The organism is Mycobacteriales bacterium, assembly GCA_030697205.1.
Classification (GTDB): Bacteria; Actinomycetota; Actinomycetes; order Mycobacteriales; family SCTD01; genus JAUYQP01.
This window is the reverse complement of sequence record JAUYQP010000028.1, coordinates 24770-47711: the sequence shown is the minus strand read 5'-3', so window position 1 is coordinate 47711 and position 22942 is coordinate 24770. Positions and strand designations below refer to the sequence as shown.

Genomic DNA, 22942 nt, shown 5'->3' with positions numbered 1-22942 from the left:
ATCTGGGCCCACGTCCTCCACTCGTGTGGCTCGGCCTGGTGAGGTCGTCAGCGGCTGTCGCGCAGCCACCGCCAGCCGCGCGTCATGAGCAGCACCCAACCGACCGACAGCGAGACCGAGCCGACGACGCTCCCGAGCTGCCGCAGGCCGGTGCCGCCCCCCAGTCCTCTCACGAGGAGGGCACCCACCACGAGGCCGAGCACCACGATCGCGAGGAAGCCGAAGACGGCGACGAACGACCCGACGAGCACGGCGAGCTGGCGCACGCCCGGGGACGCTACCGGCGGACGGTGTCGTCGGTGAGGGCCGCCCACATCTCGCGGCGGAAGGGGTCACGCGGGAGCGGCACGGCGGTCCGGGCGGTCGGCGCGGGAGGGGCACCGAGACCGTCGAGCGTCAGGACCGCGTCGAGCACGGTGTCGGTCGTGAGCGCTGCGGTCGCCCCCGCGGCGGTCAGCAGCACGCGGTAGACCGTCGCGTAGTGGCCGGCCGGCTGGTCCCAGCTCCAGTCGACGCTGCCGAGGTGGCGAGCGCTGCCGGCCCGGCCGTCGGCGGCGTCCCACGGGCCCGACCAGACCTGGATGCCCGAGGGCCCGGCGGACAGGTGCCCGCCACGGGCGACGTCGAGCCGGGCGGCCTCGGTGAGCCAGCGACGCGCCCGGTCGGCGGGCACGACGACGTCGGGACGGGTCTGGGAGCGCTGCGACGCGGCCGGTCGGCTCAGCCGGAAGGAGCGGTGCTCCGACGGGGCCTCGTGCTGCACGATGTGCAGGGTCATGCGTCCTCCCAGGGGCTCCCTCCCTGGATCGACCGGTGTGGTGGCGGTCGCGAGTCACCCGTTCGGGTTGCCGGTCGGCGACGATGGGCGAGTGGAGGACCTGATCGGCCGCGCCGCGTCACTCGCTTCCGGCCGCGCGCTGCTCGGGATCACCGGCCCGCCCGGTGCCGGGAAGTCCACTCTCGCGGCGGGGCTCGTCGACGCGCTCGGGCGCCGCGCCGTCCTGGTCCCGATGGACGGCTTCCACCTCGCTGACGCGCAGCTGCGCCGGCTCGGCCGGGCCGACCGCAAGGGGGCGCCGGACACCTTCGACGCGGCCGGCTTCACGGCCCTGCTCCGTCGGCTGCGCGAGCGCACCGACGACGTCGTCTTCGCCCCGGCCTTCGACCGCGACCGGGAGCTCGCCGAGGCAGGCGCGATCGCGGTCGCGCGCGAGGTCCCGCTGGTCGTCACCGAGGGCAACTACCTGCTGTGCGACGGGCCCTTCGCGGGGGTCCGCGACCTGCTCGACGAGTGCTGGTGGGTCGAGGTCGAACCCGGCCTGCGCCGGCAGCGGCTGGTCGAGCGCCACGTCGCCCACGGCCGCAGCCGCGCCGAGGCCGAGCAGTGGGTCGAGCGCACCGACGAGCCCAACGCCCGGCTCGTCGAGCGGACCCGCGACCGCGCCGACCTCGTCGTACGCCTGTCCTAGACCACCCGGGCGTGCTCGGTGCCGACCGTCACGACGTCACCGCGCGCCAGCTGCCGCCCGCGGCGCTGCTCGGCCTCGTCGTTGACCGACACGAGGTCGTCCTCCAGCAGCGACTTGGCATGGCTGCCGGACTCGGCCAGCCCGGACAGCTTGAGGAACTGCCCGAGGCGGATGCCGTCCTCGCGGACCTCGACGTCGCGCACGTCCCGGCTCACCGGCGCCTCACCGCCACTCCGACGACCTCGGCCGCGGCGTAGACGAGCAGCAGCAGGGAGTAGCCGGTCGCCTCGTTGAGCAGCTGGTAGCCCTCGCCGCGCTGCCCGATGAACAGCACCCCCGACAGCAGCACCGACAGCCCGACGCCCCACAGGGTGGTCTCGATGCCGTAGCGCGCAAGCACCCCGAGCGCGAGGATCCCGAGCCCCATCCCGACCATGTGCGCGGCCGACTCCGGCAGCCCGACGCCCGACAGCGACTCCCAGCCCTGCGCGTCGTTGCCGAGGCCCCAGCCGGTGACGACCAGCGCCGGCGCCCACAGCGCCCCGCGCGGCCCGCCCGCGACGGCGCCCGCGAGGTAGCCGAGGCCGGTGAGCAGCGGGACCTTGCCGAAGGACACGCCGCGCTGCTCGACGAGCCAGTAGAGGACGACCGCGGACACCGCGAGCGCCGCGGCGCGCGCCAGCGGGCGGTCGTCGGCGCTGCTGGATCGGGAGGGGGCCACGCCTCCACGCTAGAGGCAGGAGTACGACGACAGCCGGTGGCGCACCGGGCCTGTCCGGCGTACTCCTGTGGGGTCGTCCACAGGTGCGGCGCGGGTCCCCGGTCCTGTCGCACCCTCGACCTACCGTCACGGCATGCGACTGCTCCACACCTCCGACTGGCACCTCGGCCGCTCGCTGCACCAGCACGACCTGTCGGCGGCGCAGGCCGGCTTCGTCGACCACCTCGTCGAGGTCGTGCGCGCCGAGCGGGTCGACGCGGTGCTGCTGGCCGGTGACGTGCACGACCGCGCGCTGCCGCCGGTCGAGGCGATGCAGCTGTTCGACGAGGCGCTGCGCCGGCTGCGCGACGCGGGGGCGGCGGTCGTCGCGATCAGCGGCAACCACGATGCCCCGGCCCGCCTCGGCGACAAGAGCGGGCTGCTCGACCCGCGCATCTCGATCCGCACCGACCCGCGCCGGGTCGGCGAGCCCGTGGTGCTGTCCGACGCGCACGGAGACGTCGCGGTCTACGGCGTGCCCTACCTCGAGCCGGCCGCGGTGCGCGACCTGCTGCCCGGCGACCGCGACGTCGCCGGCCACACGGGGGTGCTCACCCGCGCGATGGACGCGGTCCACGCCGACCGGGCCGCCCGCGGCGGGCGCTCGGTGGTGCTGGCCCACGCCTGGGTCACCGGCGGGGAGGCCTCGGACTCCGAGCGCGACATCACCGTCGGCGGGGTCGCCAACGTCCCCGGGTCGCTGTTCGACGGTGTCGACTACACCGCGCTCGGCCACCTCCACCGGCCGCAGCAGCTCGGCGACGGCCTGCGCTACAGCGGGTCGCCGCTGCCCTACTCCTTCTCCGAGGCCGGCCACCGCAAGTCGTCCTGGCTTGTCGAGCTCGGTGCCACCGGGCTGGTGTCCGTCGAGGCCGTGCCGGTGCCGGTGCACCGCGAGCTGGTTGCCGTGCGGGGGCGCCTGGACGACCTGCTGACCTCGGCCGAGCACACCGCCGTCGAGGCCTGCTTCGTCGCGGTGACGCTCACCGACCCGGTGCGGCCGCTCGACGCGATGGCCGCGCTGCGTCGCCGCTTTCCCCACTGCCTCACCCTCGACTTCGCCCCCGACGGGGCGGCGGAGGGTGACGGAGCGACCTACGCCGAGCGCACCCGCGGCCGCACCGACCTGCAGGTCGCGCAGGCCTTCGTCGAGCACGTCCGCGGCGAGCTGCAGGACGAGGAGACCGCGTTGATGCGCGAAGCACTCGAGTCCGCCCGGCGCGACGCCGACCTGTCGCTGGCGCTCGCATGAGACCGCACCGGCTCGAGCTCACCGCCTTCGGCGCCTTTCCCGGTGACGTCGACCTCGACCTCGACGCGCTCGGTGAGTCCGGCCTCGTGCTGCTCTGCGGCGACACCGGCGGCGGCAAGACGACGCTGCTCGACGCGCTGGGCTTCGCGCTCTACGGCGTGGTGCCCGGCGAGCGGCAGAAGGCCCGTGAGGACCTCCGCAGCCACCACGCGCCGGCCGGCGCGCGCGCCCAGGTGCGCCTCGAGCTGACCGCTCGCGGGCGCCGGCTGCGGGTGACCCGCACCCCTGCGCAGCACCGCCCCAAGAAGCGCGGCGAGGGCACCCTGCTCGAGGCGCCGACCGCGCTGCTCGAGCGACGCCTCGACGACGGCACGTGGGAGCCGGTCGCCGCCCGCTGCGAGGACGTCGGCGCCGAGATCGGCCGGCTGCTCGGCATGGACGCCGACCAGTTCTTCCAGGTCGTCGTGCTGCCGCAGGGGCGCTTCGCGGCCTTCCTGCAGGCCGACCACAAGGACAGGGAGAAGCTGCTCAAGCAGCTGTTCCACGTCGACCGCTTCGAGTCCGCCGAGCGCTGGCTCGCCGACCGCGCGGCCACCGCGACGGCTGCCGTCGCGACCGCGCGCCAGGAGCTCGCGCAGGTCGCGGGCCGTGTCGCGCAGGCAGCCGGTGCCGAGCTGCCCGACGACCTCGAGGCCGCGCCCCTGTGGGCACAGGGCCTGGTCGACGGTGCTCGGGTCGCTGCGGTCGACGCCGGGGCGCAGGCCGCCGCGCTGGCCGACGAGCGCACCGCCGCCGAGGCCGCGCTCGCCGCGGCCGAGGCCCTGCTCACGGCCCAGAGCGCCCGGCGCGCCGCCGAGGCCGAGCTCGCCGACCTCGAGGCCCGCAGCGATCAGGTGGCGGCGCTGGCCTGCGACCTCGACGCCGCCCGCCGGGCCCGTCCCGTCGCGGTCGCGGCCGCCGGGCTCGAGACGGCCCGGGGGGAGCTGGCCGAGGCCGAGACGCAGGCCGAGCGCGCGCTCGCCGACGTCGCGCTGTGCGGCGGGACCCCCGACGACCCGGCTGCCCAGGCCCGCGCCGCCGATGCGGAGGCGCACCGCCTCGAGCACCTCGTCGACGTGCAGGCCCGCGCCGCCACCGCCGACCGCGCCGCGCGCGCGGCCGAGCTCGCGGCCGACGTCCTCGAGGTCGAGCTGGCCGGCTGCCGCGAGTGGCTCGAGTCCCTGCCCGAGCAGCGCGACGCCCTGCAGACCGAGGTGGCGGCGGCGCGGACCGCCGTGCTCGCGCTGCCCGAGCTCGTCGTGCGCGAGCAGGCCGCGCAGGAGCAGGCGCGGCTCGCCGAGGAGGTCGCCCAGCTCGAATCCGCCCGCCCCGGGCTCGTCACCGCTGCCGAGGAGGCCCGCGCCCACGCGACCGCCCTGCAGGCCGAGGCGGAGCAGCTGCGCAACGACCGCGTCGACGCCCTCATCGCCGAGCTCGCCTTCGCCCTCCAGGACGACTGCCCCTGCCCGGTCTGCGGCTCCCTCGCGCACCCCGACGTGCCGGTCGTGCAGCCCCGCGCCGACGTCGGCAAGGAGGCCGAGGTCGCCGCCCGCCGCGCCGCCGAGGCCGCCGAGCAGGCCGCTGCCGCGGCTGCGCAGGCCGTCGCCGTCCACGACGAGCGGGTCGCCGGGCTGCGGTCCCGGCTCGCGCCGGTCGACGACGTGACCGAGCTGCTCACCGCGACCCGGGCCACCGCCGCGCGGCTGCCCGATGCCGAGGAGCGGCTGGTCCTGCTGGCCACGGAGGGGGAGCGCCGCTACGCCGATCTCGCCCGCTTCGAGACGCGCCTCGAGGAGGAACGCAAGCGCGCCGTCGAGGCCGACGGTGACGTGGCCGCTCTGCTCGACGAGCTGCGTGCCGCCGGACTCGAGCCGACGGCCGACCTGGCCGCGCTCCGGCGCTCGGCGCTGCTGCTCGCGCAGGCCTGCGACGGCGCCGCCCGCGCCGACCAGCAGCTGCGCGCGGCTCGCACCGCCCTGGAGCGCGCGACCGCCACGGTCACCGAGCTCGCGGTCGCGGCCGGCTTCGGCGACGCCACCGCGGCCGCGGCCGCGGTCCGTCCTGACGACGACGTCGCGCGCTGGGCGGCCGAGGTCGACGACCACACCGCCTCGGTCCAGCGGGTCCGCGCGCGGCTCGCGGAGCTCGACGTCCCGCTCGACGTCGTCGCTCCCGTCGCGGAGCGGCGCGAGGCGCTCGCCCTCGTCGTGCAGGTCCACGAGGCCGCCGTCGGTGCGGCACAGGTCGCCACCGACAGGGAGCGCGCGCTGACCGACCTGCTCCCGGCGTACGACGCCTGCCTCGGCGAGGTCGGCCCGCTGCTCGCGCGGGCGTCCTCCGTGCGCGCGCTGGCCGAGCTCGTCGCGGGTCGTGGCGGCAACCGGCTGAGCATGCCGCTGTCGACCTTCGTCCTCGCCGCCCGGCTGGAGGAGGTCGCGCAGGCCGCGTCGCTGCGGCTGGCGCGGATGAGCGGTGGGCGCTACACCCTGCGCCACACCGACGTCGGGCGCGACAAGCGCAGCAGGGCGGGCCTCGGGCTATCGGTCGAGGACGGCTGGACCGGCCGGACCCGCGACACCGCGACGCTCTCCGGCGGCGAGACCTTCATGACCGCGCTCTCACTCGCGCTCGGCCTCGCCGACGTCGTGACGGCCGAGGCCGGCGGTCAGTCGATCGACGCGCTGTTCGTCGACGAGGGCTTCGGCACCCTCGACGCCGACAGCCTCGACCAGGTCATGGACGTGCTCGACGAGCTGCGCTCGGGCGGCCGGCTGGTCGGGGTGGTCAGCCACGTCGCCGACCTCAAGCAGCGCATCCCGGCGCAGATCCGGGTCCAGAAGGGCATGCACGGCAGCACCGTCTCGACGACCTGACGTGTCACGATCGCGGGGTGACTCGGCCGGCGTCTGTGGGGGAGTGGCAGCAGGCGGGGCTCTACGACCCTGACGCGCCCGCGGCCGCGGATCGGCTGGCGCTGCTGGAGTTCCTGGACTCGCTGGGGTGCACCCTCGACGAGATGGTCGTCTCGGACCGGCAGGGCCGCCTCTTCGCGCTGTCCGGTGACCGGGTCATCCGGCCGGGTACGCGTCGCTGGTCGACGGCCGACGCCTCCCGCGAGACCGGGCTCGAGGCAGCCCTGCTCGAGCGGTTCTGGCGAGCGCTGGGTCTGCCCGACCCCGACGGGACGCTGTCCGACGAGGACCTGGAAGCGCTGCGGATGGTCGCGGCCTACCGAGCACTCGTCGGAGACGACGCCGCGCTCGGGCTCGCCCGTGTCCTCGGTGGTGCGATCTCGCGCATCGCAGAGGCCGGGTCGTCAGCGATCCGCTCCGGCTTCTCGCAGGTGGCCCTGACGGTCAGCGGCAGCGAGGTCGCCACGGCGAGGGCCTACGCCGACATCACCGCCCTGGTGCCCGGTGTCGTCCGCCTCATGGACTCCGCCTACCGCCACCACCTCGACGTTGCGCGCAAGCACTTCGAAGCGGTGGAGGGCGACACCGTCGGGCTGACGGTCAGGTGCGGGGTCGCGTTCGCCGACCTGTCGGGGTTCACGACGATGTCCGGGCAGCTCGAGCTGGCAGAGCTGTCGACGCTGCTGGTCGGCTTCGAGGAGCACGCCAGCGACGTCGTCCACTCCGGTGGCGGCAGGGTCGTGAAGTTCCTGGGCGACGCGGTGATGTTCGTCAGCTCCGACCCCGTGCGCCTCGTCGCCATCGCCCGCGACCTCGTGCTGCACCCGGCTGCCGTCGAGGTCGGCGTGGTGGTCCGCGCGGGGTGCGCGTTCGGCGAGGTGCTCGCGCAGGACGGTGACTACTTCGGGACACCGGTCAACCTGGCAGCACGTCTCGCCGACAGCGCCGAGCCGGGCGAGGTGCTGGTCGACGAGGCGTGCGCCAAGCGACTCGGGACGTCGCAGTCGCTCGGTGACGGGGAGCCGCGCGTGCTGCGGGGCTTCGCCGACCCGGTCCCGGCGTACCCCGTGGTCCTGCCCCTGCGGTGAGGTCGTGCTGTCCAGGCAGGAGTCGGGAGCCCGGCGGCGAAACCAGGGGGACCCGGCACACGCCCGCTCCTGGAGGTCTCCATGCGCAAGGCCGTCTCCCTCTCCGCCGTCGCCGTCCTCGCCGCGGGTGCTTTCGCGCCCGCCGTCGCCGCGCCGCCGAAGCCCAAGCCCATCACCGCCTCCTACGCCGTGACCGGTGCGCCGATCCCGCTGCCGCTGACCGGCGCTACGCCGGTCGAGGAGTCGTCGAGCTGCATGAACTCCGAGTTCGAGGGTCTCAGCACCACCACCAAGACCATCAAGACCGTCGGTGCGGGCACGCTGACCGTGGACGTCACCGGCTTCACCGGCGACTGGGACATCACGATCATGAACGACAAGCGCGAGATGGTCGCCGTCGGTGCCGGCACCGCGACGCCCACCGCCCTCACGACGCCGGGTGCGGCGGAGAAGGCGGTCGTGAAGTTCAAGAAGGCCAGCACGATCCTCATCGCGGTCTGCAACTTCCTGGGCAGCCTGCAGGCCAACGTGAAGTACACCTACGTCTACAAGTAGGGACATATCGGCGCCCGCTCTCGGGCGCTGTGCCGACGAGCCGTCACCTCCGAGGTGGCGGCTCGTTCTGCGTCCCGACACCCCGGCAGATCGCTCACGGAGGAACCTCATGCGCAAGGCCCTGCCTCTCGCCCTCGTCGCCGTCGCTGCGGCGGGTGCCTTCGCGCCCGCCGTCGCTGCTCCCGCCAAGGCCAAGCCCAAGCCGATCACCGCGACCTACTCCGTCACCGGGATCCCGGCGCCCTTCCCGCTCGTCGGGGGCACGCCCGTCGAGACCGAGACGAGCTGCATGGACCCGATGCTCGAGGGCGTGAGCACGACGACGCGGGCCATCAAGCCGACCGGGCCCGGCACCCTCACCGTCGACGTCACCGGCTTCGCCGGCGACTGGGACATCACGCTGCTCGACGCCAAGGGCGCCGTCGTCGCCGAGGGCGCCGGCACCACGACCGGCGACCCGAGCTCGGTCGGCACCGCCAACGTCGAGAAGCTCACCGCGAAGATCAAGAAGGCCCAGGAGCTGCGGATCGCGGTCTGCAACTACGCCGGTGGTCCCAACGCCAACGTCAGCTTCACCTACACCTACAAGTAGGCGCTCTCGCGCAGGCAACGACGCACAGGGCCGGTCACCATCGAGGTGACCGGCCCTGCGTCATGTCAGTCGTCGCCGCGCGCCGTGCTCCCGCGGGTCGGCCCGGTGAGGTCGGCGATCCGCTGCAGCCGCGCGGGCAGCGGCGGCAGCGGGTCGGGCAGCGCAGCGGCGGGGGCGTCCCAGTCGCCGCGCTCCATCGGTCAGCCGCCGAGGTGGGCGTTGCCGACGGCGACGGGCGGGACCTCGACGGGGGAGCCGGACCCGTCGCGCTTGCCGACCGCCTCGGGCAGCGGCACGGGGTCGCCGCCCTTGGCGCAGGCCCAGGCCGGCGAGGGGCCGGCCCAGCCGAGGACGAGCAGCGACTCGCCGGACAGCAGCCGCTGGCAGCGGACACCGCCGGTGGCGCGGCCCTTGCGCGGGTACTCCGACAGCGGGGTCACCTTGACGCTGGACACCACGCCGGGGCCCTTGCCCTTCTCGGGCGGCAGGCCGCCGCCGGTGACGACGACCGGCTCGGGGCCGAAGAGCGTGTCACTGGTCAGCGGCACGGCGCAGAAGCCGACGACAGTCGCCCCGGCGTCGAGCTTCATGCCGGCCATGCCGCCGGCGGTGCGGCCCTGCGGGCGCACCTGCGAGGCGGGGAAGCGCAGCAGGTCACCGGTGCTGGCGAAGAAGACCAGCTCCTCCTCGCCGTCGCGCAGCTCGTGGCAGGCCACGACCTCGTCGCCGCCCTTGAGGGACATGACCTCCATGTCGTCGCCCTTCGCCCACTCGGGCGTGACGCGCTTGACGACGCCCTGTTTGGTGGCGAGGGCGAGGCCGGGGCCGTCCTCGCGCAGCGAGCAGATCCCGACGACGGTCTCGCCCTTGGCCAGCTCGACGAACTCGCTGGCCTGCGCGCCACCGCGCAGGGACAGCGCACCGGTCGTCACCGCCGGGACGGCGGGCACGTCGAGGACGCCGACCCGCACGAGGCGGCCACCGCTGGTGAGGACGCCGACCTGACCGCGGGTCGTCGTACGCGCTGTGGCTGTGACCACGTCGTGGCGCGAGCGGCCGGTGCGCGCCTCGCCGAGCGCCTCCACGACGGGGGTGCGGGCGAGCAGGCCGGTGGCCGACAGCAGGACGTCGCAGGGCTCGTCGGCGACCTCGAGGCTGGTGGCCTGGCGGGTCACGAGCGCCTTGAGATCGCCGCCGACGAGGACGGTGCGGCGGGGCGTGCCGTGCTCGTCGGCGACAGCCTTGAGCTCCTTGGCGATGACCCGCTTGAGCTTGGCGGGGCTGGCGAGGATGCCCTCGAGCTCCTCGATGGTCCGGCGCAGGGAGGCGAGCTCCTCCTCAAGCTTGGCGACCTCGAGCGCGACGAGGCGGCGCAGCTGCATGTCGAGGACGTAGCCGGCCTGGATCTCGGTCAGCCCGATCTGCTCCTGCAGCTGCTCGCGGGCCTCGCCGACGTCCTGGCTGGCGCGAATGATCCGCACGACCCGGTCGATGTCGGCGAGCGCGATGAGCAGGCCCTCGACGAGGTGGGCGCGCTCCTGGGCCTTGCGCAGGCGGTAGCGCGAGCGGCGAGTGACGACGTCGACGCGGTGGTCGAGGAAGACCTGCAGCAGGTCCTTGAGGCCGAGGGTGCGCGGCTGGCCGTCGACGAGCGCGAGGGCGTTGATGCCGAAGGACTCCTCGAGCGGTGTGAGGCGGTAGAGCTCGGCCAGGACGGCCTGCGGGTTGAAGCCGGCCTTGACCTCGATGACGAGCTGGGTGCCGACCGAGCGGTCGGTGAGGTCCTTGACGTCGCTGATGCCCTGCAGCTTCTTGCCGGTGACGAGCTCCTTGATCTTGGTGATGACGCGCTCGGTGCCGACGCCGTAGGGGAGCTCGGAGACCGTGATGTGGGCCTTGCCGCGGGGGAGCGGGCCGACCTCGGCGGTCGCACGCATCCGCACGACGCCGCGGCCGGTCTCGTAGGCCTGCCGGACCTCCTCCATGCCGAGCAGCTGGCCGCCGGTCGGGAGGTCGGGTCCGGGCACGAGCGCCATCAGCTCGTCGAGGGTGGCGCCGGGGTTGTCGAGCAGGTGCTGCGCCGCGTCGACGACCTCGACGAGGTTGTGCGGGATCATGTTGGTGGCCATGCCGACGGCGATGCCGGACGTGCCGTTGACGAGCAGGTTCGGGAACGCGGCAGGCAGGACGGACGGCTGGGTCAGCGAGCCGTCGTAGTTGGGCTCGAGGTCGACGGTCTCCTCGTCGAGGCCGTCCACCAGGGACATCGCCGCAGGCGTCAGACGGCACTCGGTGTAGCGACTGGCGGCCGCGGAGTCGTCAGGAGATCCCCAGTTGCCGTGCCCGTCGATGAGCGGGACCCGCATGGCGAAGGGCTGCGCGAGCCGCACCATCGCGTCGTAGATCGCCCCGTCCCCGTGCGGGTGGTACTTCCCCATCGCGTCGCCGACGACGCGGGCGGACTTGACGTAGCCGCGGTCGGGCCGCAGGCCCGCGTCGTACATCGAGTAGAGGATGCGGCGGTGGACCGGCTTGAGGCCGTCGCGGGCGTCGGGCAGCGCGCGGCTGTAGATGACCGAGTAGGAGTAGTCGAGGTAGGACGACTCGATCTCCTCGACGACGTCGGTGTCGATGATCGTGCCCTCGCCCTCGAAGGGCGGGATGACGCTGCTGCTGGTGGAGCGCTTGCGGGGTGGCATCAGGTGTCCAGGAGCTCTCGGTCGACGCGGGCGGCGTTGCTGATGATGAAGTCGCGACGCGGGGCCACGTCGTTGCCCATGAGCAGCTCGAGGGCGCGCTCGGCGGCCTCGGCGTCACCGGGGCGGATGCGGCGCAGGGTGCGCGTCGCGGGGTGCATGGTCGTCTCGGCCAGCTGGTCGGGGTCCATCTCGCCGAGGCCCTTGTAGCGCTGGATCTGGCCCTTGACCCGAGCGCCACGGGCGTCGATCTTCTTCAGCTCGTGCTGCAGCTGCTTGTCGCTGTAGGTGTAGATCGGGTCCTTGCCCCCGACGACCTCGATGCGGTGCAGCGGCGGGACGGCGGCGTAGAGCCGGCCGGCCTCGATGACGGGCTTCATGTACTTCGCGAACAGCGTGATGAGCAGGCAGCGGATGTGGGCGCCGTCGACGTCGGCGTCGGTCGTGATGACGACCTTGCCGTAGCGCATCTGCTCGAGGTCGAAGGTGCGCCCGGTGCCGGCCCCGACGACCTGGATGATCGCGGCGCACTCGGCGTTGTTGAGCATCTCCGAGGGTGTGGCCTTCTGGACGTTGAGGATCTTCCCGCGCAGCGGGAGCATCGCCTGGTACTCGGAGTTGCGGGCGAGCTTGCCGGTGCCGAGGGCGGAGTCCCCCTCGACGAGCCAGAGCTCGGTGCGGCCGACGTCGGTCGAACGGCAGTCGGCCAGCTTGGCCGGCAGGGTCGAGGTCTCCAGGGCGGTCTTGCGGCGGGCCGCCTCCTTGGAGGCCTTCGCGGCCTGCCGGGTCTTGGCGGCGGCGGAGACCTTCTCGAGCACGGTGCGGGCGGCCGCCTTGTGCTTGCGGTGCTCGAGGAACTGCGCCTTGAGCTGCTTGCCGACGACGTCGGCGACGATGCGCGAGACGCCGGGGGTGCCGAGCTCGTCCTTGGTCTGGCCGAGGTACTGCGGCTCCGGGACCTTGACGGTGACGACGGCGGTGAGGCCCTCGAGCACGTCGTCCTTGACGACCGGCTCGTCCTTGGCCTTGTGGACGCGGGTCGCGACCAGCGCCTCGTTGAGCGCCTTGAGGACGGCCCGCTCGAAGCCGTTCTGGTGGGTGCCGCCGTGACCGGTGCGCACGACGTTGCAGAAGCTCTGGACGGTGGTGTCGTAGCCAGTGCCCCAGCGCAGCGCGACGTCGACCTCGCACTGCCGCTCGACGGTCTGGGTCGTCATGTGGCCCTTGTCGTCGAGGACCGGCACGGTCTCCTTGTAGGTGCCGGACCCGACGAGGTGGACCGGGTCGCAGACCGGCCGGTCGGGGGCGAGGTGCTCGACGAAGTCGACGGTGCCGCCGTCGTAGCGGAAGACCTCCTCCACCATCGACTCGCCACGGCGGTCGAGCACCGCGAGGGTGAGGCCGGGCACGAGGAACGCGGTCTGCCGCAGCCGGGCGTAGAGCTGGTCGAGGTCGACCGCCGACCCCTTGGTGAACAGCGGCAGGTCCGGCCACCAGCGGATGCTCGTGCCGGTCTGCTTGAGCGGGGCCTTGCCGGCGACCGACAGCCCGTCGCGGGGCGTGAAGGTCGCCGCCGGGCCCTCACCGGAGAACACCCCGGGCACGCCCCGGCAGAACGACATCGTGTGGACCCGACCGCCCCGGCGTACGACGGCGTCGAGCCTGACCGACAGGGCGTTGACGACAGAGGCACCCACGCCGTGCAGGCCGCCCGAGGTCTTGTAGCCCCCGCCGCCGAACTTGCCGCCCGCGTGCAGCTTGGTGAGGACGAGCTCGACGCCGGTCATGCCGGACTTCGGCTCGACGTCGACCGGGATGCCGCGGCCGTCGTCGGTGATCTCGAGCGAGCCGTCGGCGTGCAGGGTCACCTCGATGCGGCCGCAGTGGCCGGCGAGCGCCTCGTCCACGGAGTTGTCGACGATCTCGAAGGCGAGGTGGGTCAGGCCCTTGGAGTCGGTCGACCCGATGTACATACCGGGGCGCTTGCGGACGGCCTCGAGGCCCTCCAGGACGGAGAGGCTCTTGGCGGTGTAGTCCGAGCGGGACGACGGCGGGGTGGCAGCCGGGGAGGTCACACGGGTCCGTTCTTGGAGGTCTGGCGGGAAGCCCTCACAGTCTGCCCCCTGCCACTGACGCGGCCGGCGTCCGACACGATGTGGTGTGGACCTCTCGGGCATCGTGGCGCTGCCGAAGGCGCACCTGCACCTGCACCTCACCGGTGGCATGCGCCCGTCGACGCTCGTCGAGCTCGCGGCCGAGCAGGGCCGCACCCTGCCGGCCGGGCTGATCCACCCCGAAGGCGCCGACCTCGACGTCACCGTGCTGCGCGGCTGGCTGAAGTTCCAGCGGCTCTACGACGCCGCACGCGACCTGCTCGTCGGTGAGACCGAGGTCCGCCGGGTGGTCCGGGAGATCGCCGAGGACGACGCCGCGGCCGGCTCCGGCTGGGTCGAGCTGCAGGTCGACCCGACGACCTACGCCCCGCGGCTCGGTGGCCTCGCCCGCACCGTCGAGGTGATCCTGTCGGCGATGGCCGACGCGACCGCCGCGACCGGCGTCGGGATGGCGCTTGTCGTCGCGGCCAACCGCACGCGTCACCCGGGGGAGGCGGAGACCCTGGCCAGGGTCGCCAAGAGGTACGCCGGAGCAGGCGTCGTCGGGTTCGGGCTGTCCAACGACGAGACGCGCGGTGACACGGCCGCCTTCGAGAAGGCGTTCCGGCTGGCGCGCGACGCCGGGCTCGTCGCGGTCCCGCACGCCGGTGAGCTGCGCGGACCCGGCTCGGTGCGGCTCGCCGTCGAGCGGCTCGGGGCGGTGCGGCTCGGCCACGGGGTGCGCTCCGTCGAGGACCCGGCGCTGCTCGAGCTGCTCGCCGCCCGCGGGGTCGTCTGCGAGGTCTGCCCGACGTCCAACGTCGCGCTCGGGGTGCTGCCGTCGGTCGCCGCCTCGCCCTGGCGGGCGCTGCGCGCCGCGGGGGTCTCGGTGGCGCTCGGTGCCGACGACCCGCTGGTCTTCCGGTCCGGGCTCGCCGAGCAGTACGCCGCGCTGGCCCGTGACGCCGGCGCCACCGTCGCGGAGCTGGCCGACCTGGCCCGCTGCTCGGTGACCGCCTCGCAGGCCCCGGCCGACGTCCGGACCCGCTTGCTCGACGGCATCGCCACCTGGGAGCGCGCCTCGGCGTACCCCTGAGCTCGTCGCCCCGCCCCCCTCTGCCCCCTCTGCCCCCCTGCCCCTGATCATCAGGCGGTCTGCACGCGACACGCCGGCGAGCCGCGTGCAGATCCCCTGATGATCACCGGCGTGGGTGGGGTGGGGGGCTGGGGGCCGGCGGAGCGCTGACGGGCGCGACACGGTGGGGGTGTTGGTGCGGGTGGTGCTGGTGGGACGTCACTCGGCGTGGCAGGATCACCACAGCGGGTCGATCCGTGAGGCCGTCGGGGAAGGCGAACCTCAGGAGAGGACCCTGCAATGAGCATCGGCATGAGGACTGGCCAGACGACAGGTGTGCTCTACGTGCACTCCTGCCCGCCGGCGCTGTGCCCGCACGTCGAGTGGGCCGTGGCGTCCGAGCTCGGGATCCGCGTGTCGCTGTCCTGGACCGCCCAGCCGGCCGCCCCCGGTCTGCTGCGCGCCGAGACCGGCTGGCGTGGCCGTCCCGGCACCGCGGCGCGGCTCGCGGGCGCGCTGCGCGGCTGGAACCCGCTGCGCTACGAGGTCACCGAGGAGCCGAGCGCCGGGTGTGACGGGGAGCGCTACGCCGTGACGCCGACCCTCGGCGCGCACCGCTCCGCGATGAGCGCCAACGGCGACCTGCTCGTCGGCGAGGACCGGCTGCGCACCCTGCTCGCGACCGCCCAAGGTCATGAGCTCGCGCACGGCCTCGACGCGCTGCTGGGCGGGCCGTGGGACGCCGAGCTCGAGCCCTACCGCGAGGCCGGCGAGGGCGCTCCGGTGACCTGGCTGCACCAAGTCGTCTGACCGCGTCGTCTAGCGGCCGTGTAGAGCCGCGAGGCCTGGGCAGGCTCACCCCGGGGGCGCCGCGGGGTGCCCGGACGAGGGGGCACCCGTGCTGGAACGGCTCGACGCGCTGGACCGCGACCTCTACGCGCGAGCGGCCACCTGGCACGCGCCCGCCCTCGACCGGGTCCTGCCCCGGCTGACCAGCTCGGCGAACCACGGCGGGCTCTGGATGGTCGTCGCCGCCGGGCTCGCGCTGTCGGGGGGCTCGCGCCGCCGGGCCGCGGTCCGCGGCCTCACGTCCCTGGCGCTGGCCAGCGCCACCGCCAACGTGCCGGCCAAGCTGTCGGTACGACGCAACCGCCCGCAGCTGCACGCCGTCCCGGTGCCTCGGCTCCTGAGCAGGCAGCCGTCGTCGAGCTCCTTCCCGAGCGGCCACTCCGCGAGCGCCGCCGCCTTCGCCGCTGGGGTGGCCCTGGAGGCCCCGGCTGTCGCCGCCCCGGTCGCGCTGCTGGCCGCGGGCGTCGCCTACGGACGGGTCCACACCGGCGTGCACTACCCGGGTGACGTCGCTGCCGGGCTCGCGCTCGGAGGTGCCGCTGCCTACGCCGTGACCCGCGTCTGGCCCGTCAAGCCAGCCACCCCGGCGGTCGCGCGACCGGTCGGCCACAAGGCCCCGGCGCTTCCCGACGGCGAGGGCCTGGTGCTCGTCGTCAACCGCAGCGCGGGGGCGGGCGACCGGGCCGAGGACCTGCGCGACGAGGTGCTCGCCGCCCTGCCCGCCGCCGAGGTCGTGCTCGTCGAGGGAGCGGGTGTCGGTGAGGCGATGACCGACGCCGCGGCCCGCGCCAGGGTGCTCGGCGTCGCCGGCGGTGACGGCACCGTCAACTGCGCCGCGGGCCACGCGCTGGACGCCGGCATCCCGCTCGCGGTCTTCCCCGGCGGCACCCTCGACCACTTCGCCGGTGAGCTCGGCATCCACGCCGCGGCCGACGTCATCGAGGCGCTGCAGGCTGGCGAGGGCGTCGAGGTGACCGTCGGCAGCGCGGCCGCCGACGGCGAGGGCCTCTACTTCCTCAACACCTTCGCGCTCGGCGTCTACCCCGAGCTCGTGCGCGAGCGCGAGAAGCGCGAGGAGGCGCTCGGCAAGTGGCCGGCGCTGCTCGTCGCGCTCGTCAAGGTCCTCCGCGGCGCGACCCCTGTCGCGGTCGAGGTCGACGGACGGCCTCGCAAGGTCTGGACGCTGTTCGCCGGCAACGGCCACTACCACCCGACCGGGTTCGCGCCGTCGTGGCGCGAGCGGCTCGACGACGGCTGCCTCGACATCCGGGTCATCGACGCCGACAAGCGCTTCGCCCGTGCCCGGCTCGTCGCCGCGGTCCTCACCGGCCGCCTCGGCAAGAGCCGGGTCTACGAGCAGCGGGTCGTCGCGAAGCTCCCCGTCCGCTCGCGCCAGGGCGCCCTGCGGGTCGCCCGCGACGGCGAGTCTCACGAGGGCCCCGGCCACCTGCTGCTGCGGGCCGCCGCCACCCCGCTCGTCGTCTACCGTCGCGGCGATGGCGACTGAGGACCAGCTCGACCCCGGTGCCCGGGCCGGCCTCCGGCTCGCCCTCCTGCTCGGCACGGCGCTGCTGTGGCTCGCCGTCGTCGTGCCGCTCGCGATCGCGGTCCGCGGCGACAGCGGGGTCGTCGTCGACCTCGACCGCGACCTGACCCGCGCCGCCGACGACCTCGTCAGCGGCCGCCCGTGGCTGGTCGACCTGCTCGGGCTCGTGACCGACCTCGGTGACCCGCTGCTCCTGAGCGGGCTCACCGTCGTCGGTGCCGTGCTGCTGACCAGGGCCGGGCTGCGCCGCCTCGCCCTGCTGCTCGTGCTGTCCCGGCTCGGGGCGATGGTCCTGTCCACGTCGATCAAGCTGCTGGTCGACCGGGTCCGTCCGCTGTTCGACGTGCCGGTGGCGACCGCGCTCGGGCCGTCCTTCCCGAGCGGCCACTCCCTCGGGGCGGCCGCCTTCTGGACCGCCGCCGCGCTGACCGTCCTCCCGCTGCTGGGCCGCCGCGCCCGCACCGCCGTCGTCACCGCTGCGCTCGCGATCCCGCTCGCCGTCGCCGCCTCGCGGGTGCTGCTCGGCGTCCACTACCTCAGCGACGTCGTCGCCGGGCTCTTCCTCGGCGCCGGCTGGACCGCGATGTGCGCGGCGGTCCTCGTCAGCTGGCGGCAGGAGGAGACTCGCAACGCCGCTTCAGCCCGTGGGCGACCCCGTCGAAGCCGCGCTGGACGAGGCGCCCCGTGAGCAGGTGGTTGAGCGCGACCCCGCGCCCGACGAACGTGTCCGTCGTCGAGTAGCGCGTCCCCCCGCCCGGCAGGTCCTCGAGCACCTGCACGCGGTCGGCCTGCAGGAACCACCGGCCCACCATGGTGACTCCCCAGGACAAGGACCGGCCCTCGTCGTACGACGAGATGACCTCCGTCTGCGAGATGACCAGCCAGGGCAGGAGCGCCACCCGCATCCGCACCGGGGTGCCGAGGGCGAAGGTCGTGTCGACGCGGACGGTGAAGGGGTTCCACTCGGGGTAGCGGGCGACGTCGACAAGGACCGCCCAGACCACCGCCCGGGGCGCGGAGATCTCGACGGTGCTGGTGATCGCGCGGATCGTCACGGGGGCATCATGTCGTGCATGAGGGCGCCTGCCGACGACCTGCGCCGGATCGCCTTCTGCCTCGAGCGCGCGCTCGAGCCGGCCTACCGCGTGAAGGCCTTCCGGACCGCGGCCGCGGTTGTCGACGGCCTGACCCCGGAGGACCTCGCCGCGCGCGACCGGGCCGGCACTCTCACCGACCTGCCCGGCATCGGCAAGGTGACCGCGCTCGCGATCAGCGAGTCGCTCGCCGGGGACGAGCCGGTCTACCTGCGCCGGGTGGCGACCCTGGGGGACACCCCGGTGGCGGAGGGGGCCGCCCAGCTGCGGGCCGCGCTGAAGGGCGACTGCCACACCCACTCCGACTGGTCCGACGGCGGATCACCGATCGACGAGATGGCCCGCGCGGCCCGCGACCTCGGCCACGACTACGTCGTGCTCACCGATCACTCACCCCGCCTCACCGTCGCGCGCGGGCTGTCACCGGAGCGGCTGCGCGAGCAGCTCGACGTCGTGCGGCGGCTCAACGAGGAGCTGCACCCCTTCCGGATCCTCACCGGCATCGAGTGCGACATCAACGCCGACGGCTCGCTCGACCAGGAGCCGGAGCTGCTCGCCGAGCTCGACCTCGTCGTCGCGTCGGTCCACTCGAAGCTGCGGATGGAGCGCGACGAGATGACGGCGCGCATGGTCGCCGCGATCAGCAACCCGCACACCGACGTGCTCGGCCACTGCACCGGCAGGCAGGTCGTCGGTCACGGCCGCGGGGGCAAGGGTCGGCCGGAGTCGGAGTTCGACGCCGAGATCGTCTTCGCGGCCTGCGCGCGCTTCGACGTCGCAGTGGAGGTCAACAGCCGCCCGGAGCGGCTCGACCCGCCGAAGCGCCTGCTGCGCCTGGCGATCGAGGCCGGCTGCCGGGTCGCGATCGACACCGACGCGCACGCCCCGGGTCAGCTCGACTGGCAGCACCTCGGGTGCGAGCGGGCCCACCTGACCGGCGTCACCGCAGACCGCGTCGTCAACGCCTGGGGCGCCGACGACCTGCTCGCCTGGACCGGCCGGTCAGGCTGACGGGCTGCGCTGTGCCGGGATGAGGTGGCGCACCGGGCCGACCAGTGCGTCGAGGGCGTCGTCGGGCAGTGCATCGGCGACGAGCAGCGCGCAGGCGGCGTCGAGCACCAGCACCAGCACCCGCATCGCGTCCCGGTCGCTCTCGACGGTCGCGCTGCGCCGGCACTGGGGACACGGTCGCGCGACGCCCTCCGCCGCCGTGCGGCGCACCAGCGCCCAGACCCGCCGGCGCGAGGTCATGACGGCAGCCTGGTAGGCGTCACGGCCCGCGAGCTCGCGGTCGGACTCACCGGTCATGGTGCTCGCGACCAGCCCGTCGTAGAGCTCCCGACCCGCCGGGTCGTGGCAGCGCACCGACAGGCGCGGGAGCTGACCGAGCAGGGCCTTCACGGTCGTGGCCCGCGGACCGAGGTCGGGCTCGCCGACCATCGCCGTCGGGTAGACCTCGCGCCAGGCAGCCATGAGCAGGCCGTGCTCGCCCCTGGACAGGACAGGACGTGCGTACGCCGCGGCGATCGCGTCGCGCACCGCCTTGAGAGCGGTCACTGCCACGTCGGTGTCGACAGTCACCCAAGGAGCGCCGGTGAGGTCGTCCTCGAAGAGCGCGGAGACCGCGTCGAAGGCCGCGAGGACCTCGCACACCAGCGGGCTGTCGGGTGCCAGCGCGCGGGCGCGGGCCTCCGCGGCGGCCGGGGAGTTGTGCCAGGCCCCGGCGAGGCGGGGCAGGTCGGCGTCGGTGACGTGGGCGAGCTGGGCGAGCACGCCGAGGACCTCGTCGAGGTTGGGGTGCTCCTCGAGTCGCGTGATCGTCGCTCTGCCCACCGGTCGCCCTCCCTGGCTGTCCTCAGGGAAGTCAACGGCAGTGCGGGGCAGACCTGGAGCCGAAGTCGTCCAAATGGTCGGAAAGGACTACCTGGACGCGGGCCGTCCGGGTGGTAGCGAGGCCGCAGACGGGGTAGGGGCCCTCACATGGAGCACGACGACGAGATGGCGGTCCGGCGGGACTTCTCCTGGCCCGCGGCCCTGCTGCCGGGCCTGGCGCTGACGGCCCTGCTCATCGGGAGCGCCGGCGCGCAGCAGGCCGCCGACGAGCGGCCCGCGGGCCGCACCGTCGTCGAGCTCGAGGTCTCGAGCCGCTAGCCCGCCTGCTCGTTGCCGGCCGTCGTGTCCTTGTCGGTGGGCACCTGCTCGTCGCCGAGGCGGTAGCGCTCCACGGCCTGGCGGGCCAGGTCGCGTGGCACGTCACCGCGCCGGGCCAGCTCGGAGAGCACCGCGACCGCGATCGACTCGGCGTCGGTGCGGAAGTGCCGGCGCAGGGCAGCGCGGGTGTCGGAGCGGCCGAAGCCGTCGGTGCCGAGCGACGCCCAGTCGCCGGGTACCCACTGCGCGATCGCGTCCGGCACCGCGCGCATCCAGTCCGAGACCGCGACGACCGGGCCGGTCGTCGCCCCGAGCTGCTGGGTGACGAAGGGGACCCGCGGGCTGTCGGGGTGCAGCAGGGCGTGGGCGTCGCAGGCCAGCGCGTCGCGGCGCAGCTCGTCCCAGCTGGTCACCGACCACACGTCGACCCCGACGCCCCAGTCGGCGGCGAGCAGGTCCTGGGCGAGCACCGCCTGGCGCACCGAGATGCCGGAGGCGAGGACCTGCGCCTTGGCACCCGGGCCGTTGGCCGGCTTGTAGCGGTACATCCCGCGCAGCACGCCCTCACGCAGGCCAGGGATGTCGGGCATCGCCGGCTGCGGGTAGGGCTCGTTGTAGACGGTGACGTAGAAGACGACGTCCTCGCTGTCGGGGCCGTACATCCGGCGCAGGCCCTCCTCCACCACGAAGGCGATCTCGTAGCCGAAGGCCGGGTCGTAGGAGACGACGGCGGGGTTGCTGGAGGCGATGAGCAGCGAGTGGCCGTCCTGGTGCTGCAGGCCCTCGCCGTTGAGGGTGGTGCGGCCGGCGGTCGCTCCGAGCAGGAAGCCGCGGCCGAGCTGGTCGGCGAGCTGCCAGATCTGGTCGGCGGTGCGCTGGAAGCCGAACATCGAGTAGAAGATGTAGACCGGGATCATCGGCTCGCCGTGGGTGGCGTAGGCCGACCCGGCCGCGATGACCGACGCCATCGAGCCCGCCTCGGTGATGCCCTCGTGCAGGATCTGCCCGGTCACGCTCTCCTTGTAGGACAGCAGCAGGTCACGGTCGACAGCGTCGTAGCGCTGGCCGAACGGCGAGTAGATCTTCGCCGTCGGGAACATCGAGTCCATGCCGAAGGTGCGGGCCTCGTCGGGCACGATCGGCACGAACCGGTGCCCGATCTCCTTGTCGCGCAGCAGGTCCTTGAGCAGCCGGACGAAGGCCATCGTCGTCGCGACGCTCTGCTTGCCCGAGCCGCGCTTGAGCTCGTCGTAGACGTCGGCGGGGGGCAGCTCGAGCGGCTTCGCGCGCAGCACCCGACGCGGGATCGACCCGCCCAGCGCGTCGCGCCGCTCCTTCATGTACTCGATCTCGGCGCTGTGCGGGCCGGGCGAGAAGTAGGGCGGCAGGCCGCTTTCGAGGGCCTTGTCGCTGATGTCGATGTAGAGCCGGTCGCGCAGGTCCTTGAGCTCGTCGAGGCTGAGCTTCTTCATCTGGTGCGTGGCGTTGCGGCCCTCGAAGTCCTTGCCGAGGGTCCAGCCCTTGATGGTGTGGGCGAGGATCACCGTCGGCTGGCCGACGGTCTTGGTCGCGGCGTCGAAGGCGGCGTAGACCTTGCGGTAGTCGTGGCCGCCGCGCGGCAGCCCCTTGATCTGGTCGTCGGTGAGGTGCTCGACCATCTTGCGCAGCCGCGGGTCGCGGCCGAAGAAGTGCTCGCGGGTGTAGGCGCCCGGCTCGACGGAGTAGGTCTGGAACTGGCCGTCCGGCGTGGTGTTCATGGCGTTGACGAGCACGCCGTCGACGTCGCGGGCGAGCAGGTCGTCCCACTCGCGGCCCCACACGACCTTGATGACGTTCCACCCGGCGCCGCGGAACGACGACTCGAGCTCCTGCATGATCTTGCCGTTGCCGCGCACCGGGCCGTCGAGGCGCTGCAGGTTGCAGTTGACGACGAAGACGAGGTTGTCGAGCTCCTCGCGCGCCGCGACACCGATGGCGCCGAGCGACTCCGGCTCGTCCATCTCGCCGTCGCCGAGGAAGCACCAGACCTTCTGGTCGCTGGTGTCCTTGATGCCGCGGTGGTGCAGGTAGCGGTTGAACCGCGCCTGGTAGATCGCCGAGATGGGTCCCAGCCCCATCGAGACGGTCGGGAACTCCCAGAACTCCGGCATCAGCCGGGGGTGGGGGTACGACGGGAGCGAGGCTGCCCGGGACTCCTGGCGGAAGCCGTCGAGGTGGTCCTCGGTGAGCCGGCCCTCGAGGAAGGCGCGTGCGTAGACGCCGGGCGAGGCGTGGCCCTGGAAGTAGATCTGGTCGCCGCCGCCGGGGTGGTCCTTGCCGCGGAAGAAGTGGTTGAAGCCGATCTCGTAGAGGCTGGCCGCGCTGGCATAGGTCGCGATGTGTCCGCCGACGCCGACCTCCGGGCGGTTCGCGCGCGACACCATGATCGCGGCGTTCCAGCGGATGTAGGCGCGGATCCGCCGCTCGACGTGCTCGTCGCCCGGGAACCACGGCTCGCGCTCCGGCGGGATCGTGTTGATGTAGTCGGTGGACCGCAGCGCGGGGACGCCGACCGACTTCTCACGGGCCCGCTCGAGCAGCTTGAGCATGAGGAAGCGGGCCCGTGCCCTGCCGCTCGACTCGACGACCGCGTCGAGCGACGTCAGCCACTCGGCGGTCTCGTCGGGGTCGATGTCGGGCAGCTGGCTCGGCAGGCCGTCGCTGATGACGCCGAAGGGGGGCGGGGGAGTGCTCGAAGGAGTGCTCACCCCCCCATCCAACCTGCTACCGGT

General features: G+C 73.9%; 22 protein-coding genes. 12 read left to right on the top strand and 10 right to left on the bottom strand.

What is annotated here, in order from left to right; genetic code table 11:
• Window positions 1-47: 47 nt before the first annotated feature.
• Window positions 48-266, bottom strand: coding sequence for a hypothetical protein (locus Q8R60_08770; GenBank protein MDP3712562.1), 219 nt, complete (start codon window positions 264-266; stop codon window positions 48-50).
• Window positions 267-277: 11 nt separating this feature from the next.
• Entirely contained in the window at window positions 278-778 is a 501-nt protein-coding gene (locus Q8R60_08765; GenBank protein ID MDP3712561.1) for a hypothetical protein, read from the bottom strand.
• A 91-nt stretch (window positions 779-869) separates the two neighbouring features.
• On the opposite strand from Q8R60_08765, the gene Q8R60_08760 reads away from it, so the two are divergent.
• The gene (locus tag Q8R60_08760) at window positions 870-1469 is read left to right on the top strand and encodes a nucleoside/nucleotide kinase family protein (GenBank protein MDP3712560.1); all 600 of its coding nucleotides are present in this window, start codon (window positions 870-872) and stop codon (window positions 1467-1469) included.
• Here Q8R60_08760 and Q8R60_08755 read toward each other — a convergent pair.
• Both Q8R60_08755 and Q8R60_08750 read right to left on the bottom strand, forming a co-directional pair.
• The gene (locus Q8R60_08755) at window positions 1466-1684 is read right to left on the bottom strand and encodes an RNA-binding S4 domain-containing protein (GenBank protein ID MDP3712559.1); all 219 of its coding nucleotides are present in this window, start codon (window positions 1682-1684) and stop codon (window positions 1466-1468) included. The genes Q8R60_08760 and Q8R60_08755 overlap by 4 nt on opposite strands.
• Entirely contained in the window at window positions 1681-2190 is a 510-nt protein-coding gene (locus tag Q8R60_08750; GenBank protein MDP3712558.1) for a hypothetical protein, read from the bottom strand. The genes Q8R60_08755 and Q8R60_08750 overlap by 4 nt, the downstream gene beginning before the upstream one ends.
• 133 nt (window positions 2191-2323) lie before the next feature.
• On the opposite strand from Q8R60_08750, the gene Q8R60_08745 reads away from it, so the two are divergent.
• The 5 genes from Q8R60_08745 (at window position 2324) to Q8R60_08725 (ending at window position 8667) form a co-directional block, all read left to right on the top strand.
• Window positions 2324-3481, top strand: coding sequence for an exonuclease SbcCD subunit D C-terminal domain-containing protein (locus tag Q8R60_08745; protein ID MDP3712557.1), 1158 nt, complete (start codon window positions 2324-2326; stop codon window positions 3479-3481).
• On the top strand, window positions 3478-6393 hold the full coding sequence (locus tag Q8R60_08740) for an SMC family ATPase (protein MDP3712556.1): 2916 nt from the start codon (window positions 3478-3480) through the stop codon (window positions 6391-6393). Before Q8R60_08745 ends, Q8R60_08740 begins: the two co-directional genes overlap by 4 nt.
• Window positions 6394-6410: 17 nt before the next feature.
• The gene (locus tag Q8R60_08735; GenBank protein MDP3712555.1) at window positions 6411-7520 is read left to right on the top strand and encodes an adenylate cyclase regulatory domain-containing protein; all 1110 of its coding nucleotides are present in this window, start codon (window positions 6411-6413) and stop codon (window positions 7518-7520) included.
• Window positions 7521-7601: 81 nt separating this feature from the next.
• On the top strand, window positions 7602-8075 hold the full coding sequence (locus tag Q8R60_08730; protein ID MDP3712554.1) for a hypothetical protein: 474 nt from the start codon (window positions 7602-7604) through the stop codon (window positions 8073-8075).
• Window positions 8076-8184: 109 nt separating this feature from the next.
• Window positions 8185-8667: a hypothetical protein gene (locus tag Q8R60_08725; GenBank protein MDP3712553.1), complete on the top strand. Its 483-nt coding sequence runs from the start codon at window positions 8185-8187 to the stop codon at window positions 8665-8667.
• A 65-nt stretch (window positions 8668-8732) separates the two neighbouring features.
• Here Q8R60_08725 and Q8R60_08720 read toward each other — a convergent pair whose 3' ends face one another.
• Genes Q8R60_08720 through Q8R60_08710 form a run of 3 tightly spaced genes read right to left on the bottom strand, consistent with a single transcriptional unit; the run spans window position 8733 to window position 13438 of the window.
• Entirely contained in the window at window positions 8733-8864 is a 132-nt protein-coding gene (locus Q8R60_08720; protein MDP3712552.1) for a hypothetical protein, read from the bottom strand.
• A gap of 3 nt (window positions 8865-8867) precedes the next feature.
• Window positions 8868-11366, bottom strand: a complete 2499-nt coding sequence (locus Q8R60_08715; protein ID MDP3712551.1) for a DNA topoisomerase IV subunit A — start codon at window positions 11364-11366, stop codon at window positions 8868-8870.
• Entirely contained in the window at window positions 11366-13438 is a 2073-nt protein-coding gene (locus tag Q8R60_08710; protein ID MDP3712550.1) for a DNA topoisomerase IV subunit B, read from the bottom strand. Before Q8R60_08710 ends, Q8R60_08715 begins: the two co-directional genes overlap by 1 nt.
• A gap of 85 nt (window positions 13439-13523) precedes the next feature.
• Here Q8R60_08710 and add point away from each other — a divergent pair, with 85 nt between their 5' ends.
• The 4 genes from add to Q8R60_08690 all read left to right on the top strand — a co-directional run bounded on the left by add (window position 13524) and on the right by Q8R60_08690 (window position 17614).
• Entirely contained in the window at window positions 13524-14552 is a 1029-nt protein-coding gene (add, locus tag Q8R60_08705; GenBank protein MDP3712549.1) for an adenosine deaminase, read from the top strand.
• A gap of 291 nt (window positions 14553-14843) precedes the next feature.
• A complete protein-coding gene (locus Q8R60_08700; protein MDP3712548.1) occupies window positions 14844-15341 on the top strand; it encodes a DUF3145 domain-containing protein in 498 nt (165 codons plus the stop codon).
• Between the two features lie 88 nt (window positions 15342-15429).
• Window positions 15430-16887, top strand: a complete 1458-nt coding sequence (locus Q8R60_08695; protein ID MDP3712547.1) for a phosphatase PAP2 family protein — start codon at window positions 15430-15432, stop codon at window positions 16885-16887.
• Window positions 16877-17614: a phosphatase PAP2 family protein gene (locus Q8R60_08690; GenBank protein ID MDP3712546.1), complete on the top strand. Its 738-nt coding sequence runs from the start codon at window positions 16877-16879 to the stop codon at window positions 17612-17614. The genes Q8R60_08695 and Q8R60_08690 overlap by 11 nt, the downstream gene beginning before the upstream one ends.
• Here the strand turns inward: Q8R60_08690 and Q8R60_08685 are convergent.
• The gene (locus Q8R60_08685) at window positions 17529-17981 is read right to left on the bottom strand and encodes an SRPBCC domain-containing protein (GenBank protein ID MDP3712545.1); all 453 of its coding nucleotides are present in this window, start codon (window positions 17979-17981) and stop codon (window positions 17529-17531) included. The genes Q8R60_08690 and Q8R60_08685 overlap by 86 nt on opposite strands.
• 18 nt (window positions 17982-17999) lie before the next feature.
• Between Q8R60_08685 and Q8R60_08680 the strand changes: the two genes are divergently transcribed.
• Window positions 18000-19031 (top strand): PHP domain-containing protein, encoded by a 1032-nt coding sequence (locus Q8R60_08680; GenBank protein ID MDP3712544.1) that lies wholly within the window; start codon window positions 18000-18002, stop codon window positions 19029-19031.
• On the opposite strand, the gene Q8R60_08675 is transcribed toward Q8R60_08680, so the two are convergent.
• Entirely contained in the window at window positions 19023-19853 is an 831-nt protein-coding gene (locus tag Q8R60_08675; GenBank protein MDP3712543.1) for a hypothetical protein, read from the bottom strand. The two genes, Q8R60_08680 and Q8R60_08675, sit on opposite strands and share 9 nt — an antisense overlap.
• 147 nt (window positions 19854-20000) lie before the next feature.
• Between Q8R60_08675 and Q8R60_08670 the strand changes: the two genes are divergently transcribed.
• Window positions 20001-20171: a hypothetical protein gene (locus Q8R60_08670; protein MDP3712542.1), complete on the top strand. Its 171-nt coding sequence runs from the start codon at window positions 20001-20003 to the stop codon at window positions 20169-20171.
• On the opposite strand, the gene aceE is transcribed toward Q8R60_08670, so the two are convergent.
• Entirely contained in the window at window positions 20168-22930 is a 2763-nt protein-coding gene (aceE, locus tag Q8R60_08665) for a pyruvate dehydrogenase (acetyl-transferring), homodimeric type (GenBank protein MDP3712541.1), read from the bottom strand. The two genes, Q8R60_08670 and aceE, sit on opposite strands and share 4 nt — an antisense overlap.
• Window positions 22931-22942 lie beyond the last annotated feature (12 nt).